Annotated in this window: 6 protein-coding genes; all 6 read left to right on the plus strand. The window is 57.1% G+C overall.

What is annotated here, in order from left to right:
* Nucleotides 1–4: 4 nt before the first annotated feature.
* The 6 genes from O9X62_RS05890 (at nucleotide 5) to O9X62_RS05915 (ending at nucleotide 18954) form a co-directional block, all read left to right on the plus strand.
* On the plus strand, nucleotides 5–1192 hold the full coding sequence (locus O9X62_RS05890; protein ID WP_269531866.1) for a type II secretion system F family protein: 1188 nt from the start codon (nucleotides 5–7) through the stop codon (nucleotides 1190–1192).
* Between the two features lie 88 nt (nucleotides 1193–1280).
* The gene (locus tag O9X62_RS05895) at nucleotides 1281–2933 is read left to right on the plus strand and encodes a GspE/PulE family protein (RefSeq protein ID WP_269531867.1); all 1653 of its coding nucleotides are present in this window, start codon (nucleotides 1281–1283) and stop codon (nucleotides 2931–2933) included.
* Complete coding sequence (locus tag O9X62_RS05900) at nucleotides 2914–3693, plus strand: hypothetical protein (protein WP_269531868.1); 780 nt, start codon at nucleotides 2914–2916, stop codon at nucleotides 3691–3693. The genes O9X62_RS05895 and O9X62_RS05900 overlap by 20 nt, the downstream gene beginning before the upstream one ends.
* Before the next feature lie 3 nt (nucleotides 3694–3696).
* Entirely contained in the window at nucleotides 3697–4212 is a 516-nt protein-coding gene (locus O9X62_RS05905) for a hypothetical protein (protein ID WP_269531869.1), read from the plus strand.
* A gap of 172 nt (nucleotides 4213–4384) precedes the next feature.
* Nucleotides 4385–17971, plus strand: coding sequence for an Ig-like domain-containing protein (locus O9X62_RS05910; protein WP_269531870.1), 13587 nt, complete (start codon nucleotides 4385–4387; stop codon nucleotides 17969–17971).
* The gene (locus tag O9X62_RS05915; RefSeq protein ID WP_269531871.1) at nucleotides 17971–18954 is read left to right on the plus strand and encodes a hypothetical protein; all 984 of its coding nucleotides are present in this window, start codon (nucleotides 17971–17973) and stop codon (nucleotides 18952–18954) included. Before O9X62_RS05910 ends, O9X62_RS05915 begins: the two co-directional genes overlap by 1 nt.
* The last annotated feature ends 36 nt before the right edge of the window (nucleotides 18955–18990 follow it).

The following is an 18990-nucleotide window of genomic DNA, read 5'->3' on the forward strand; positions in this document are numbered from 1 at the left end:
TTACATGGCCCGTTTCCGGATCAAGGCCCTCGCCAATACCGGTGAGGTGACACGGCATGAGGTGGAAGCCGCCACCGAGGACGAGGCACGCCATGTGATCGTGGCGGCGGGTGGCCGTGTGCTCACGCTCGATGCCGTGGGCAGCGGCATGCCGACCGGATTTCGTGCCAGCCCCTTCAACCTGACCGTGTTCAACCAGCAGCTGCATTCGCTGCTGGAGGCCGGCCAGCCGATTGTGGATACGATCGAAATTCTGGGCCGGAACGATCGAGCAGGGCGGCATCAGTCGGTGTACGCGAGCTTGCTGACCAGCCTGCAGCAGGGCAAGCAGCTCTCAGAAGCCATGGCCAATCTGCCCTCCGTGTTTCCGCCGCTGTATGTGGCGATGGTACGGGCCAGTGAAACCACTGGCACGGTGCGCGCCGCAATCCGCCGCTTCATGCACTACCAGAAGCAGATCGACGAGATTCGCGGCAAGCTGATCTCGGCGGCGATTTACCCAGCGATTCTGATTGGCGTGGGTTTCATGGTTGTCGCTTTCCTGATGCTCTACGTGGTGCCGCGCTTCAGTGCGGTGTTCGACGATGTCAGCGCCCGCAACAACCAGGTCGCTGGCCTCGTGCAGCTCTGGGGCACCTTTGTGCGGGAACACGGCGTGTTTGCCTGGTCGACTTTCTTCCTGATCGTGGCCGGCATCGTTACCTTGCTGGTGCATCCCGTACCACGTGCCTGGGTATCACGGCGATTGCTCAGCATGCCTTGGGTGGGTGAGCGGCTATGGATTCTGCAACTGGCGCGGCTGTATCGCACCCTGAGCATGCTGCTAAAGAGCGGGGTGAGCGTGCTGTCTGCCATGCGCATGACGGAGGCCTCACTGTCGCCAGCGATGCGCGGTGATCTGCAAGCCGCCGCGATTCAGGTATCGCAGGGCATGCCGCTGTCGATGGTCTTCCCCGAGCACCGCCTGAGTACCGAGGTCGCCCAGCGTTTGCTGCTGGCGGGAGAGTCCTCCGGCAACCTCGACGATATGATGGAGCGCATTGCGGATTTCTACGACCAGGAAGTGGCGACCTGGATTGATGTCGCGGGCCGCTTGATTGAGCCCGTTTTGATGGTCGTCATCGGGCTCATCATCGGCGGCATCGTGATGATGCTGTACACGCCGATCTTTGATCTGGCCAACGCCATCTAGTGAACAGCACGCCCCCTCACTGCCACCCGACATTCATCACCGAACAACGACTCCGCTCAATACGCCCCCGAACACGACGCAAAACACTGTGCTGACGCTTCCCCAACTACACGCCGCCACCTTGGCCGCGACCCCGGTGCATGACTGGCTTGATGTCCTCGTCGAGCGCACTGGCCAAATGCGGACTGAGCTGCTCAGTCAGGCCGGCCAGCTGACCGGCTACCCGATACTGAGCGGCGCTGACGATTGGGCCATCACACCTGACTTCAGTCACGCGTCCTATGCCGACATGGTCCAGCACACGGTGCTGGTGGGTATGGATGCCCAAGGCCAACCGGTCGCACTGACGGCGCAGCCACTCGATAGTGAATTGGGTACCTGGTTGGCCGAGCTGGGCCAAACGCTCGCTGAGGTTTACCTGGTTGATCCGCGTGCACTCAGACAGGAGCTGGAGCGGCATGAGGCCAGCTTCAGCGCCGTCGCTGAAGCCGTGGGGGTGGAAGAAGTCATTGAGCTGGCCCGTGATGGTACGGGTGACCTGACGCTGACCGCGATTCAGGGTGAGGCCAGCCCGGCCGTGCGGCTGGTCAACTCCACCGTGTTCGATGCGCTGCGCTACGAAGCCAGCGATATCCACCTGGAGTCGGTCCCACAAGGCTTGGTGATCAAGTTCCGGATCGATGGCGTGCTCAACCGCATTGCCATGGTTAACAACCCCTTGCTGGCCGAGCAGACGATTGCGCGGATCAAGGTGCTGGCAGAACTCGATATCGCCGAGAAGCGTGTGCCGCAGGATGGCCGCTTCCGGGTGGCGTCCAAAGGGCGAGACATCGATATCCGTGTCTCCATCATGCCCAGCATCCATGGCGAAGATGCGGTGCTGCGGATTCTGGACAAGCAGGCGCTCATTGATCAGCTCCAACGACTGACGCTGGATTCACTGGGGTTCGATAGCGAGACGATCCGGCTACTGCGCCGTTTGGCTTCCGAGCCTTACGGCATGTTGCTGGTGACCGGTCCTACAGGGAGCGGCAAGACGACCACGCTGTATGCGGCACTGACCGAGATCAACAACGGCGAAGACAAGGTCATCACGATTGAAGATCCGGTTGAGTATCAGCTTCCCGGTGTGCTCCAGATACCCGTGAATGAAAAAAAGGGCCTCACCTTCTCGGTGGGCCTGCGCTCCATCCTCCGCCACGATCCCGACAAGATCCTCGTCGGCGAAATCCGCGACCCTGATACGGCGCAGATTGCCGTGCAGTCGGCCCTGACGGGCCACTTGGTGTTCACCTCGGTTCACGCCAATAACACCTTCGACGTGATCGGCCGCTTCATGCACATGGGCGTGGACCCCTACAACTTCGTGTCCTCGCTGACCGGTGTGGTGGCGCAACGCCTGGTACGGCAGAACTGCCCGCAATGCACGGTGGATGTCACGCCAGATGCAGAACTGCTGGAAGAGTCGGGCATCACCGATCCGCATACCTATCGATTCCGGGCAGGGCAGGGGTGTAGTCACTGCCGAGGTACCGGCTACAAAGGCCGGCGTGCGGTGGCAGAAGTGCTGCGCCTCACCGATGAGATTCGAGAAATGATCGTGAACCGTGCCTCAATCCGGGCCCTGAAAGAGCAGGCTCGCAAGGAAGGCACGCGCTTCCTGCGCGATATCGCCCTGGAGCTGGTCCGTAATGGCCAGACGACACTGCAGGAGGTGAACCGTGTCACGTTTGTGGCCTGAGCCCCTGTCCGTGGGGTTGTTCGAGTCGCATGGCTGGCTCGCGCGTGGCAAGCAGGTCATTGCACTGCCTGCGCCATCCTCATCGCCCAGCGCAGCACAAAGCGCAGTCCCGGATTTAACGGCACTAGCCAAGGTGCTGGATGAACAGATCGCCAACGGCGGTCTGCGTAAAGGCCGTGTCTCAGTACTGGTGGGCGATGCGACGGCTCGCATCATCACCCTGCCTTGGCAGCCGGATCTGACCAAGCCCGCGGAGTGGCAAACCTATGCGCAGGCGCGGTTTGACGCGGCAGGGATCGCGTTGGACGGCTACCTGATGCATGCCGAGTTCACGGCGCCGGATCGCTTGGGTTTGGCGTATGCCTTGCCTGCGACCTGGCTGGCCCAACTGAATGAGCTGATCACCGCCAAGGGGCTGAAGCTCTGGGAGGTGCTGCCGGTATCGGCGGCGGCTTACTACCGCCATCGTACGGTGCGACAGAGCAAGCAGACCGTCGTGTTACTGGAGCAAGCCGATCGGCTCTGCGCCTTGGTGGTGGACCGACGTGGCCTGGTCAAACGTGAGGCCGAACCCGTCACCGGCAATGCAGAGCAAGCACACCGACGCTTACTGACACGGCTCGCTGCCACCTCCCCGGAGATCACCCACGTGCAGTACTGGTCGCACAAGCCGGCTGAGCAAACCAAGCTACCGGAGGCCATCCAGGCAACCCTGGGTGAGGTAACGGCCTCGGTACTCACCCATACGGTGTGGAGCTAAGCGATGCAAGAACTCGAACGCTTGCTGCGACCCCGTCGTCCGGTACCGGTGTACCTAATCGGCGCCATCGTGCTGCTGATGGGGGTGAGCATCTGGCTCGCCACCCGCCTTTATGACAATCACCAAGCTGTGCTCGCACTGGAAATCCAAGTCCAAGCGCATCGCGCCAAGCAGTTAAAGCCCACTGTGACCAAACCCAGTAACGCCAGTCTGGCCACTCAGCAGCAGTGGCAGGCCTTGGCGGCTGAGCGCAGCTTTGCGTGGCAAACCGTGTTTGGGGCGATTGAAGGGGCGGCCAAGGCGGATGTGGAATTGCTGGAGTTCGTGCCGGATAAACGCAACGGCAAGATCGTGTTGCGGGGTGAGGCGCGGGATCGTAAGGCGCTGCTGGATTACGTGACCTTGCTCGCGGCACAACCGGGCTTGGTCCAGGTGCATTTGGTGCGGGAGCAGGTGGTGATGCGGGAGCGGTTGGAGACGGTGGAGTTTGAAGTCAGGAGCACCCTGAAGACCCGCTGATTCACCTAAGCATATGAAAATAAATTCCGGCTTTTAGCCCAAATGGGTGAGGCCGGATTTGCTCGGCGCTGATATATTCCGCCGCTGCTTAAAAGTGGGGTAGTCCGTTCGAGGCTACTCCCAACAAAATCTCATCTGAGGGAGCCACGCACGGTTAGTGCGTGGAGGCGTCATGCGTTCATTGTTTGCCCGTGGGTTGGTGTCGTTGGTTCTGGCTGTGCAGAGCCTGTCTGTGCTGGCCTATGTATCGGGGCCGATCCAGTACCACTCGACCAGTGCGACGACAACGGGTGGGACCGTTGCGACGCCTGGCGGAAAACTCACTGCGGGCATCAACTACTTTGTGTCATCCACCACCAATGCGGTCAAACGCATTGAGCTGTGGGAAGGCACCACCATGCTCAAGTCGGTCGACTTGCCGGTGACGTATCAGCAGCATGGACCTCCCTACAATGTTCAGCATCAAGGCGCGATCACAGCGGACCTGTCGCCTGGCACGCATGTGCTGTTTGCGCGTACTTATGAACTGAACAATCTGTATGGTGATTCGACCGCCTACACGATTGTTGTTACCGATCCGACCAATGTGGCGCCCACCATCTCGTTGGCGGCCTCCAAGACGAACACCGCACAAACCGACACGATTGTTCTAACCCCCACGGTGGCAGACACCGATGGTGTCGTGAAGCGGGTGGATTACTACGTCCACAACGGCCAAGACAATTACTTCCTCGCGTCCGTGACTGCTGCACCGTTCACGTACTCGTGGGTAACGCCAGAGCCCGCCAACTACAGCGTGACTGCCCGTGCTTACGATGACCAGGGCGCAAGCAAGCTTAGTAATGCGATCACCGTCAAGGTTGCGGCTAACAAGCCACCGCTTGTTTCACTCAGCGGCCCATATACAAACAATGCATCAGTGGTTGTCGGTAAATCGGTCACGTTGACCGCCACGGCGTGGGATGAGGATTGGATGGACGGTATTACCAAGGTTGAGTTTTACGCAGGCGCGACCTTGATTAAGACGGATGTAGAGGCCCCCTTCACGGCCTCCCACACGGTTGTATCTGGTTGGAACAGCCTTACTGCCAAGGCCTATGACAAGGCCGGAGCTAGCGTTACTAGTGCCATTTATTACCTGCAAGGCGGCACGCTTGTGCCGATTGCCTTCAATAGCCTGACCGTGCAATGCAGCAGTGGCTGTGTGGATCCTGCTAGTGCAACGTTGACGCTAGATATTAAACCGAATGGCACAGCAGCCCAGATGGTGGAGTTCTACGACAATGGCCGGCTGATCGGCACAATGACGAGCCCGACCTCTGGCTCACAATCTAGTGTCCCGTATCAATTTTCTTTGCCGATCAGTAGCTTAGTCTCCGGTCCTCATCGTTTTACCGCTAAGGCTACGGATTACTATTACGCCGAATACACCAGCAGTCCTACGGACTTAACCGTGAATGGCATTGCGACGATACGGCTTACTAGCCCAACGCAAAACGCGCTGTACGTCACCGGCGAAACGATGCCGCTTGTTGCAACGGTCGATCCCAAAGGCAACAGCATCAAGCAGGTCGATTTCTACGCGGCCAGTTCGTATCTCGGCACAGTAACGACGGCACCTTTCACGTATAACTGGCTGATCCCGTCAAACGGGATGGGTAATTACCCCGTCTCCGCCAAGGTGACCACGACGGCCAATGCGGTGGTGAGCAGCTTGCCGATTGATGTCCAAGTACTGCGTGCGCCGACCATCAGTGTGACGGGTACACCGGTAAAGCCCATTGAGGGCAACCCGATCACACTGGGCGCGACCATCAATGCGAATGGCCAAGAGATCGCCCAAGTTGAGTATTTCTCTGGCGCGACCAGCCTAGGTGTTTCGACCACTTATCCCTATTCGCTTACCTGGAACGGTGCAGCAGGCGGTGTTCACTCGGTGACGGCCAAGCTCACCACGACGCGTGGCACGGTCGTTACGTCGTCGGTAGCCAATGTACGCGTCTATAGCCCGCCGACGATCACCTTGGTAACCCCAGGTAACAATACGACTTACCCAATTGATGGGAACATCCAGTTCACCGCTAATGTGGATCTCAAGGGCGATACGCTTCAAGCGGTTACTTACTTTGTTGATGGTGTAAACGTTGGCAACGGAAGCTGGGTACCCCCAACCTATGCCTTGAACTATGCCTTGAGAACTTCGGGCACTCACGTACTCAAAGCTAGGGTAACAACCGCTCTTGGCCTGTCGGCAGAGTCTGCACCGGTCACGGTAACTGCATTCGGTGCGCCAACCATCAGCCTGACTTCACCGTTGAATGGTTCCAGCGCAACTTCGGGTGTCCCCGTCGCACTGACAGCGAGTGTTGACTCGCAAGGCGCCACCATTAGTAAGGTGGAATACGTTGTACAAGGTGTGGTGGTCAGCACGCAGACTGCTGCACCCTACACGGCAAGCTGGACGCCGAACGAAACCGGTACGACCTCGGTCACCCGCAATGTCTACGCCAAAGTCACAACCACGCTGGGCGCAGTCGCCACCTCGCCCGTCGCGTACGTCACTACCTATCCGAGCCCGACAGTCGCCCTGACCGCTCCGGCGAACAACGCAGCCTACGTGGTGGGTGCCCCGATCCCGATGACGGTGAACGTCGCCGCCAATGGCAACACGATCCAGAAGGTGGAGTACTTGGTGGATGGTGCGGTAGTGAGCACGCAGACCAGCGCACCCTATAGCGCCACCTTGACGGGTGTGGCAGTAGGTAGCCACAACATTAAAGCCCGCCTGACCTCAACCTTAGGCGCGGCTGTAGAAACCCCCTCGGTGGCAGTGAACGTATTGGCGTTGCCACCTTCGGTCAGCTTGAGTGCGAGCTGTGGGTCCTGTACGCCACCGGGTAGCGCCACGCTGACTCCCTCACTGTCGGATGATGGTTCAATCGTTAAAGTCGAGTATTACCGATCCGGTACGCTGGTTGCGACGAAAACGGCCAGCCCTTGGGGGCATGTTGATGAGGGCTTGGCTGTTGGAGCTTATAGCTACACAGCCAAGGCCTACGACAATGATGGCGCGACAACAATCAGTAGTGCGGTGGTAGTGACTATCAACACACTGCCGACTGTCAGCCTGACTTCGCCCACCCATGGTTCCAGCCACCTCTATGCGTCGGCCATTGCGCTGGCGGCAACGGCCAGTGATACCGGTGGCAGCATCAGCAAGGTCGAGTTTTTCCGGAATGGGGCGCTGATCAACACCGACACCGCCAGTCCGTATAGCTTTAGCGACACGGGTTTGCCGCCGGGTACCTACAGCTACACCGCCAAGGCCTATGACAATCAGGGTGCCAGCACCACCAGCAGTGTGGTCAGCGCTACGATCAGCGCCAATGTGCCGCCCAGCGTGAGCTTTAGTTCACCCGCCGAGGGCGCTCACTTTATTGCCCCTGCCAGCCCGATGTATCTGGTGACTGCCAGCGATGTGGAGGGGGGCATCACTCGGGTTGAGTTCTACAACGGTCCCACATTACTTAAGAGCGACACGGCCGCGCCTTATGACCACACTTGGACTGGCTTAAGTGCGGGAAGCTATACGCTGAAGGCTCGCGTCTACGACCAGCAGGGCGCCTACACCGATAAGTCCATCACTGTTCAGGTTAATAATCCGCCCACGATCAGTGTGTCTGCTGCCAGCCGTGTTGCTGCAGATACGACTGTACCGCTGAGCGTGACCCTCAATGCCAATGGCAACACCATCCAGCAGGTGGAGTACTTCAACGGCACCACCAGTCTGGGCGTGGTTACCGTCTCGCCCTATAGCCTTAACTGGGCCAACGTGCCAGTTGGTACGCACTCGATTACGGCAAAGGTGACGACGTCGATTGGGGCGGTGGTGCAATCGGCCGCAGTCTCGGTCAGGGCTTTTTCAGCACCGACGATTGCAGTGGCTGCGCCGGCAAATGGTGCCGAATTGGCTGTAGGTGCAAGACTCGATTTGTCGGTATCAGCAGATTTGAAGGGCGACAACCTTCACAGCGTCGAATATTTTGTCAACGGCACCAGCATTGGTAACGGCAGCACGATTGCGCCCGCCTACGCCTCCAGCTATTACCCCAGCGCTGCCGGTAGCTATACCGTTACTGCACGTGTTCGGACCAGTGCTGGACAGACCAGTACATCGGCACCGGTGACAGTGACCGCTTACGCCGCGCCTGCCATTACGCTGATCTCGCCAGTAAATGGAGCTTCGGTTGTATCCGGTAACAGTGTTCCTTTGACTGTCAGTCTGGACGGGAAAGGTGCGTCCATATCCAAGGTGGAGTACGTGGTTCAGGGGGCGGTGGTCAGCACTCAGACTGCGGCACCTTACAGTGCCAGCTGGACACCGAACGAAACGGGTACGACCTCGGTCACCCGCAGTATCTATGCCAAGGTGACCAATCAGTTCGGCGTCGCAACGTCGTCTGCCGTGGCCAACGTTACGGCCTATCCTCGGCCAACGATTGCCCTGACAGCGCCTGCGAATAACGCGGCCTATGTCGTGGGTGCAGCTATCCCCATGACAGTGAACGTGGCAGCCAATGGCAGCACGATCCAGAAAGTGGAATACGTGATCGACGGGGTAGTTGCGTCTTCCGTAACCGCATCGCCGTACAGCTACAGCTGGACCAATGCCGCCGTCGGTAGTCACACCGTTCTGGCCCGTTTGACCACGACTCAAGGTGCCGTGATCGACACGCCTGCAGTGACGATTCAGGTCCGTGCCTTGCCGACAATCTCGCTCACCAGCCCGACCGCAGGTACGGGCTTGTTGATCCTGAGCGATGTGCAACTTGGCGCGCAAATCGATGCGTTTGGCGACACGATTCAATACGTCTCGTACTACGCGAACGGCAACTTCCTGGGTTATGGCACGACTACGTCACCCCATTCACGTACCTGGAAGCCAGATACCAACGGCACGATTTCACTCACCGCCAAGGTGCAAACTGCAGCAGGCGCGGCGGTGACATCGGCACCGGTCGTGGTGACGGTTTACCCCTACCCGAACATCACGCTGACCTCCCCAACCAACGGCACCGCAATTCTGGCGGGTAACCAGCAAACCCTCAGTGCCAACATTACCGGGGGAGATGCGATCAGCAAGGTAGAGTATTTTGATGGCGCCACCTTGATTGGTACTGCCACTACTGCGCCCTATACCGTCAACTGGACGGTCCCCAGTTATGGCAGTGCCGCCAGTACGCGCAGCATCACCGCCAAGGTCACCACCCAGTTGGGCGGCAACCGTGTCTCGGCACCCGTCAGCCTGACCGTGTTCCCGCAGCCCGGCATCACCTTGACCGCACCGACTAACGGCGCTGTCTATTCCGTATCCAGCGGCGGCATCACGCTCCGTGCCACCCCGGACGGCAAGGGCGACACGATTCAGCAGGTCGAGTTCTTGGTAGACGGTGCTGTGGTGGGTACGGTCACCGCCTCACCCTATGACTTTGTCTGGGCAGCCCCCACGCCGGGCACGCACACACTGAGCGCCAAAGTCACGACGACGCGTGGCGGCACCGCCACCAGTAGCACGAACACGATCCATCTCAACCAGCTACCTACGGTACAGCTGCTCAAGCCCCAAGGTGGCTTCCTCAGCAGCTTGCCGTACACCATGCACTTCGAAGCGAGTGCCAGCGACCCCGATGGCAGCATCGCCAGCGTGGAACTGCGCCTGATCGAACCGCATGATCCCACCGACCCCGAGGATTACCCGCAGCGCATGGACCATGACCAATCGATTGGCATGGCCACGCGCGACCCGGTCGATGGCATCTACAAGCTCGATGCCCCTTGGACATGGGGTAAGCCCGGTGCCTACACGATCTACGCGGTCGCCCGCGACAACCACAACGCCCAAGCCAAGCAGGGCAGTGCGGTGGTCACGGTTGCCAGCTACGCCGCACCGCGTACCAACCTGAATGTCAGCCCGATCAGCGCACGCGCCGTCGCGGGACAACCCACCACGCTCACCTTTACGGGCAGTGGCGGCGGCACCTCCAGCCTCGCAACCAAACTGGAACTGTTCCGCGTGGATGCGGGTGGTAATCCCAATACCCCGATCCACACGGTGACCGGCTCGGCCTATTGGTTGATGCTGGATTACTCGTATCAAGTCGCACCAGGTAACTATCAGTTCAAGCTGCGCGCCACCAATACCGCCGGGGTGAGCCGCGAGTCGACCCCGATTACGGTTACCCTCACCAACAGCCCGCTGCAAGGCGTGGTCAATGGCATCCGTATCGATGCCGACAGCAAACCCATCCTGCGTGGCTGGGCCTGTGAGCCAGGTGTGGCGCAGCCCCTCAGCGTGCAGGCCTATGCCAACGCACCGGGGAGTTTGGGCGGTACCGCGATTGGTAGTGTGGTTCTGGCCAATGAAGCCAACGACACGCACGCCAGCGAAATCGATGCCAAGTGCGGCATGCCGGGCACAGGTCGTCGTTTCTCGATCGACCTGAGCAACACCACGACCTTCGCAGGTGCACCGATCTATGTCGAAGCCAAGCCTGCCACCGGTACCGGCTTGGTCCTGCCGTGTGCGGACAATACCTGCACGATTCCGGGCAGCCTGCGGATAGGCATGACCACGCCACAGCAAGACGACGTGTCCTCGCCGAACGTGTTCATGAAGTTCAAGCTCAGCGGTGGCAGCGCACCCTATGACGAAGTGGGCTTCTACCTCGACGACACCTGGATTCCCGCCACACCGGATAGTGAAGCCAATGCCTATTCGGTGCTGAAAGCCAATGTGGCAGCAGGGCAGCATCGCGTCTCGGCCAAGGTGCGCCAGGGCAAACTGACGCTCACCTCGCTGGAAAATGTGTTCTACGTGGAAGGTGGCGGTACGCCGACCACCTTGAGCCTGGCAGCACCGGGCGGCACGCTGGTTGCACCCGCTAATCTGACGCTCACCGCCACAACCGGTGGAGATGCCGCTGCAGTGACGAAGGTGGAGTTCCTGAACGCGCAGGATCAGGTGGTGGCTACGGGTACGCAGAGTGGCAACACCTGGACGGCGAGCTGGAACAATGTGGCCGCAGGGGCTTACTCGGTGAAGGCGAGGGCGCTGAACGCCCAAGGTGCGACCTTGGCGGTGTCGGCTTCGGTGAGCTTCAACGTGGCTGCGAGCCAAGGTGCAAGCGAGCCCGCCGAACCCACAATTGCCGATCCCGCGACGCTTTTGCCGGCGCTTTCTGAGTTAACACCAAGTGGTTCCCTACCCGGTTCTTTCAGTGTTTCTCCTAAAGGAGCCGCAACATATTCAATTCCGATTGCGGTACCTAAGGGCTCGGGTGGTATGCAGCCTGAACTCGCTATCAATTACGATAGCCAAGGGGGTTATGGCAGTCTTGGGATCGGGTGGTCTTTAAGTGGGACTTCTGGCATCACGCGCTGCCCTCGTACCGAGATGTATGACGGTGTTAAGGGCGCTGTTGAGTTCAATGCAAATGATCGGTATTGCCTCGATGGTCAACGCCTGATCGCAGTGAACGGTATAGATGGTGGCGATGGCACGGAATACCGCACAGCAACTGAAAGCTTTAGCCGCATTGTGTCTATTGGTCAAACTGGGTGGGGGCCAACAGCCTTTAGAGTTTGGACCAAGTCAGGCTTGATCGTCGATTACGGTATCACTAATGATTCCCGTATTCCGCTACCGTCAGCGGCAGCAGCAAACGGCTCAGGTTGGGAAACCTATGTGCCTGGCAATTACGTTCCTGCATCGGAGTTTCCTCGTGTGGAACCGATGGTGATTGGCGGTGAAGGATCAGACCAACCCAGCACAGTTACCAGTCAAGCCACGTACTCTCTCCCAAGCCTCGGCTCGACGACGGGCTGGGCCGACGGTAACCAAGGTGAAGTCATGGTTTGGGCCCAGAGTCGCGTTACTGACGTGATGGGTAATCGAATCGACTTCGCCTATGGTCGCGATACGGTCCATGGCGAATATCAGCTAGAGCGGATGGACTATTCGAATGGTCGCCAATCTGTCTTGTTGGCCTATAAGGACCGCACCGACCCATTTACAACTTATGTTTGGGGTGCGCCCGTTCGTACGACCAAGTTGCTGGATAAGATTTCGGTATTAAGTGGTACTGATGCGATTCAGGAGTACAAGTTTTCCTATGAGATATCCACCGGTTCCAACCGAAGCTTGCTCTCTTCTGTGGAGCAATGCGCAGTTAACGGCAGTAATCGTAGCTGCTTACCTATAACGACTTTCAGTTGGGAAAAGGCAGCCTCTCGGGTTCCAGGCTTTGAATCCACTGAGTGGTGGCCTGGCCCTATCAAGAACGGCAAGGACATGCGCGCCGTAGATGTCGATGGAGACGGTCGTACTGATCTGGTATACCGCGATGCCGATGCCGGTGGTGCGCTCAAAGTCTGCTTTAGCCGTGCCGGTGAAGTCTATGGGGCGTTCAACTGTGACGAACCTGCATCACGGGTTCCCTTGATGCAGACCGCAAATGACCCCGGTCGGGAGATTGACCGGATATTCGAAGGTGACTATGACGGAGACGGCCGCGTCGACTTCGCCAGTTACATTGCCGACTTTGCCTCCTCAGAAATCATTCCAGGCTACTTCGGCATGTGGAGTGTCTGCCTGAATAAAGAGGGTGGATATCAGTGTGCATTCCAGCATGAGGTCACACGCTGTAAGCATTCGGGTATTGAAGGAGATTTTGAAGGCTGCCTGATTTGGGAGGAGCCTTCAGTCGAGACACAAAATTATTGGAGAGGCCCGAATCCCGGCACGACATCCAATATTCACGCAAAGATCAAAACCGGCGACTTTAACGGTGATGGGAAAACAGACCTGATTCGTTGGCAATCTGGCCAGAACTGGCTCGTCCATCTCTCGTCAGGCATCGACTTTGAAGAGCAGCAGTATTGGTCCGCGCTGGGCTCCCCCTCGAACTTGAGCACACAAGACGCTGAGCAGGTGCTGATTGCCGACTTCGACAGCGATGGCAAATCCGATCTCATGATCGGTTCGAACGGAGCTCATTACCTGTGCTTTGCTCGCGACCGTGATTTCCTCTGCCAGTCAGCTACGACTCCGAATATTGAGTTGGGTAAGCGCGTGATCGGTGATTACAACGGGGATGGCAAACCGGATATCGCTGTGCGCGTTGGTAACAATCAATGGGGTTTTTGCCTCGCCTCTGGACAAAAAGCCCCAGTGCTCGGTACTTACGCCTTGGGGTTTGATTGCCCCAAGCAAGCAATGTGGTCAATTGATGCGGAGCCCCATAAGGTCCTTGTCGCCGACGTGAACGGTGACGGCCTCGCAGATTTGCTCTCACCTCAGGACAACAACAAATGGATGATCTGTGCCTCGGTAGATGGTAGTCCCAAGGACTGTTACTACAGCGTTAGTGGCCAATCGAACAAGGATGATCCCGCCCAGAATGTGTTTGGAGATTTCAATGGAGATGGCAAGCTCGATGTAATGACTATGCAGGTTTACGAGGGCAATAGTGGCACCGCATACATCTCCTTTGGCAAGTCCGGTTTGCAGGACACGCTCGTCGGCATTACCAATGGTGATGGCGCTCAAACCGAGCTCACCTACAAGCCCCTGACCGATGCTTCCGTGTATACCAAGGGCGTGGGCTCAACCGGCACAACCCGCGAAATGCAAGGTCCGCTGCAAGTGGTTGCCAAGGTAGAAGCCAGCGACGGCTTGGGTGGCAAGGCTGCATCCACCTATAAGTACGAGGCCATGCGTAGCGACACCAAGCACGGCATGCTGGGCTTCGCCGCTATGGAGGTGAAGGACGAGCGCTCAGGCGTCACGATCCGTACCGAAAACCTGCAAGATGTAACGGGCAGCAACTGGCCTTACGTCGGCATGGTCAGCAGGCGTCAAACCCGCAATGGTGGTGGCATTCCCGTGAAGGAAGAATCCTTCAGCTATGCCACGCTGGCGGGCAAGGCCTCGGCGGCCTATCCGTCGTACACCACGGTGATGCCTTATCCGGATACGAATGTCGTCAAATCCTTCGATCCGGATACAGGTGAATTGCTGAGCACGACCACGACCACCACGGTTTACGGTGCGGTGGCATCGGGCAGTGCGGCCTGTAACGCCATCAAGAACTGTGGCAACCCGACCAAGCTGACAGTGACGACGGAGTCGCCGAACGCGGATGAGCGCTACACGACCGAAACAACCAATATCTACGAGGACTACAACAACAATGGTAAGGGTGAGTGGCGTCTCGGCCGCCTGATGCGTGCCAGTGTGACGCATTCGATGCTCGAAGATAGCAAGACGGATACCCAGACCCGGACCTCGGCGTTCACTTACTATCCGAGCGGCTTGCTCAAGCAGGAAATTGTCGAGCCCGATCAGTCGCGGTACACCACGATCACCGAGTACGAGTACGACCGCTTCGGTAACAAGGTAAAGGCGACGGTCAAGCCGCACGCCTCTCTGACCAGTGCCAGTCCGTATTGGTTTGAGACGCGAGCGACCACCACTAAATACGATGCGACTGGCCGTTACCCGGAAAAGGTCACCAACGCGCTGAATCAATCCGAAACCCGGACGTTCACGGTTCTCGGCCAGCCGGAAAGCCTGCTGGGTCCCAATGGCCTCACCACCACCTGGACCTACGACGGCTTTGGTCGCACGCTGCGTGAAGACCGTGCGGATGGCACAGCCACCGTGACGCGCTATGGCCTGTGTGCCGGCGCGCCCTCCGTGGTCGCGTGCCCATCCGGTGCGCATCACTTTGCGGCATCGGCCACCACAGGTGGTACCGCGAGCTATGTGTTCTTCGACAGCCTGAATCGCGAAGTACAACGTCGTGGCATCGGCTTCAACGGTGCCAAGGTGTATGTGGAGACCGAGTACAACACGCTGGGCATGGTCAAGCAGTCCACCCGTCCGTTCTTTGAAGGCCACACCAAGGTCTACGACAAGATCGAGTACGACGCACTAGGCCGTGTGAAGCGGCAGAAACGCATGGGTAATGGTGCCGAAGTCGTGGATACGCTCGACTACGACGGCCTCACGACCACGGTCACTAACGCAGAAGGCCATACCCGCAGCGAAACCAAGCTGCGCAATGGCAAAACCAAGACAGTGACCGATGCACTGGGCCAGGAATCACGCTATCGCTACGACGCCTTGGGCAACCTGCGCAAGGTGGAGCATCCCGATAACACCGTGCTGGAGACCAAGTACGACCAGATGGGCCGCAAGATCGAACAGATCAGCCCGGATAGCGGCACCTGGACCTACGAGTACGACGCACTAGGTCAGCTGAAAAAGCAGACCGACGCCAAGCAACAGGCCGTGAAGATGTACTACGACCTGTTGGGCCGTCTGACGCGCCGTGAGGAGGTGGATCTCAAGACCGACTGGACGTACGACAACTGCACCATGGGTGTCGGCAAGCTCTGTGAGGTCGCCAACGACAACGACTTTGGTCGCAAGATCAGTTACGACAACAAGGGACGCCCAAAAACCGTCACGCCGCACATCGATCAGGATTACACCATCCAGACCGAGTACGACGCGGCAGGCCGTACCAAGGCGGTGACCTATCCGAACGGTGTGCGTTTGCGCCATGTGTTCAACGATTACGGCTACCTGTCGTCGGTGTGGACCTCCATGCCGGGTCGCACCGGCAGCCAGAAGGTGTGGGAAGTCACCGATGTCGATGCCAAGGGCCGCCACCGTGCCGAGGCTTATGGCAACGGTTTGGTCACCAACAGCGTCTACAACGATCTGAAGGATGATCGACTACACAGCCTCAAGGCTGGTCCGAATGGCAGTATTGTCGATCAGACCTATGAGTACGACTCGATTGGTCGCCTGGAAACCAAGCTGGACCCGCTCGGCTATGGTCTAACCACGTATGAACACGATGAACTCAACCGCTTGCGTAAAGCGACTTGGGATAATCAGACGCAGGAAGTGACGTACTTTAGTAACGGCAATATCCAGACCAAGACCGGTGTGGGTACCTACGCCTATAACCTGGCCGGCAAGCCGCATGCGGTAAGCGGCGTTACCGGCACGCTCAATGGTGTAGCCAACCCGACCTTTACCTACGACGCCAACGGCAATATGCAAAGCGGGGCAGGGCGCACGTTTACCTGGTTCAGCTTCAACCAGCCCAAGCAGATTACGGGTAATGGCCGTACGGTGAACTTCCTCTACGACGAAGACCACCTGCGCGTGAAGGAAGTAGATGGCAACACCACAACCTACACGATCAATCCGCGTCTCGACCTAGGCCATGGCTACCAGCGCGTCGTCAAAGATGGCATCGCGACCGAGAAGGTATACGTGTCAGTTACTGGCAAGGCGATTGCCGCGATTGAGACCAAGGCCGGCACAGCCACCATTGAGTACATGCATCACGATGTACTGGGTTCAGTGGTGGCTATCACCAATGAGCAAGCACAGATTGTTGTTCGCTTCCGTTATGACCCGTGGGGCAAGCGCCTGTTGATGGAAGGTGCCTCAGGTGAGCGTCGTGGCTTTACGGGCCATGAAGAGCTGACCGATTTAGGACTCGTGAACATGAACGGGCGGATTTATGACCCGGTGCTGGGACGGTTTATTAGCGCTGATCCGTTTATTCAAGATCTGCTGGACTATCAGAACGCGAACCGTTACTCGTATGTGCTGAATGACCCGTTACGCTTGACGGACCCGAGCGGACAAAAGTTCAAGCTGAGTAAAGTGATAAAAATAGTTGCTGCGATTGTAGTGACAGTTTATGCACCAACTATCGCCAAGGCTGTTTGGGGAGAAGTAATAGGTGGTTATGCGATCGTACAAGGTGCTACTGCCGGATTTATCGCAGGCGGTATTCAAAGTGGAACGTTGAAGGGTGCATTTGTGGGAGCACTTAGCGGGGCCGCGTTTGCACGTATTGGCGACGCAACTGCTGGTCTGAAGGGCTTTTCTGGTGGAGTTGTTAAAACCCTAGCACACGGCATGGTTGGCGGTGCTATGTCGGTGGCTGCTGGCGGGGACTTTGAGTCCGGTTTTCTAAGTACTGCATTTGCTACCGCTGCGGGAGGTGCGTTGGGTCTTGATCCGTCTAATTCCAGTGTTGGCAAGTCGTCAGCGATCTTTATGAGAGCCTTAATTGGTGGTGCTGCAGCTGAACTTGCAGGAGGAAAGTTTGCGAATGGTGCAATTTCTGCTGCTTTTGCAGCGGCATTGAACGAGGCTCTGGACCACAATGGTAATCGTCTGTCGCAATACAATTCGAATAAGGCTGCACAAGAGCAAATGTTTGCGGATGGTGCAAAATTAATCATGTTGGATCCGCTGGATCCGGCTAATGGCGATCTCTTAGAGTGGGCAAATAATCTAGCAGTGAAAGACGCAAACGTCGTCGTTACTCATGGTAATCAAGATGGAACGTTCGCTCTTCGAGCAAGAATATTTGAAGGCGATCAGATTAGTCCCGGTTTGGTGGCGGCGAAGTTAATCGCATCTCCCGGTTTTAACCCGAATTTGCCGACATATGTGGTTGCGTGCTACGGAGGAGTTGCTGCTGCTGGTTATGCTCCCGCAGCTCAAGGTTTGGCCGATTCTCTGTTCGGTAATGGGAAAGTGTATGGGGCGGTCGCGTCAAAAATATACCCCGTAATGGGGAGGTTTGAAATTTCTAGCAAACCCAACACATTCCGTCCGGTCAACTGGAAGGAGTTCTCTCGACAAGGCGGAGGCGGCTAATGAAGTATCGTAGACTTGTTACAATCACAACATTGCTTCTGGTGATTTCGACTGCGTTGCTGATTCATCGCTATTTCTTCCGTCCGGAAGAAAGCGTGGTTGGTTCTGGCTTTTGTTCTGAGGTTTACGGGAATCCTGAGTCACTTGGCCTTGTTGGCGATAAATTGGTTGGGGTTACGGAAAAGGGAGAGATATGGAGTGGTGACGACTTGGGTTTTGGCAAGAATCTGGTGATTGGTAGGCAATTCGATTCAGTGTCAGCAGCCGGAGATGGCGAAGTTATTTTGTATTCGTCGAAACAAGGGGAGAGGATTTCAATGTATTCCCTAGGTGGTGATTTACTGAATGAATTTAATATTAGATATTCACGTGCCTTTGGTGCTGGGTTGGGCTGTATTTATGCGATGGTGGATGGCTATAATCTAACCAAGGTTTGCAAGAGCGGATTGCTTAATATTAAACTTCCAAAAATTTTTAATGAGGCAAGGCGATATATCTCGGCTCTTAATAAGTTGTTGGTGATTTCTGATGATGTTTATATCGTTGATTTGCATTCTGGCGCCGTGCAAAGCTTAAGTGTTGGGTGGGTAAATGAGGTTGGTGTTAGTCTCTCTCCTGATGGGAAGAGCGTAGGTGTTGTCCTCGATGGGAAGGACGCTGCTTATGTGACTCTATTTGAAATTTCAACTTTGGCGAAAATGGCAAGCTTTAAGGTTCCGCGGAATTTTGGCGCATTTGTTTTTGGTTCGAATGGAATTTATATGTACTCCCCTCTATATGATCGACTATGGATCCAGGGTTTTGACGGGGTGGGTGGGGGGTTTAGTCAGGCTGTGGGTAATTTTGAGTTGGGAATATATGGTGAAAACCGGAAATTAATATTTAAATACTCTAAAGACGATAAATATGCGAAGTTTGTTGAAGGTCAGCTGCTGAATGCGCCGCGCATTGCTAATGTGCAAAATGAGGAGAGTTGCCACTAGAGCAGTAATGGGGGACGGACCACGTTTTCTGTCTAT

This window comes from Chitinimonas sp. BJYL2 (genome assembly GCF_027257935.1).
In the GTDB taxonomy this organism is placed as follows: Bacteria; Pseudomonadota; Gammaproteobacteria; order Burkholderiales; family Chitinimonadaceae; genus Chitinimonas.

Excerpts from the sequence above, each read along its gene's own strand:
- O9X62_RS05890 (WP_269531866.1), top strand. The coding sequence starts at position 5 with ATGGCCCGTTTCCGGATCAAGGCCCTCGCCAATACCGGTGAGGTGACA.
- O9X62_RS05915 (WP_269531871.1), top strand. The coding sequence starts at position 17,971 with ATGAAGTATCGTAGACTTGTTACAATCACAACATTGCTTCTGGTGATT.
- O9X62_RS05905 (WP_269531869.1), top strand. The coding sequence starts at position 3,697 with ATGCAAGAACTCGAACGCTTGCTGCGACCCCGTCGTCCGGTACCGGTG.
- O9X62_RS05910 (WP_269531870.1), top strand. The coding sequence starts at position 4,385 with ATGCGTTCATTGTTTGCCCGTGGGTTGGTGTCGTTGGTTCTGGCTGTG.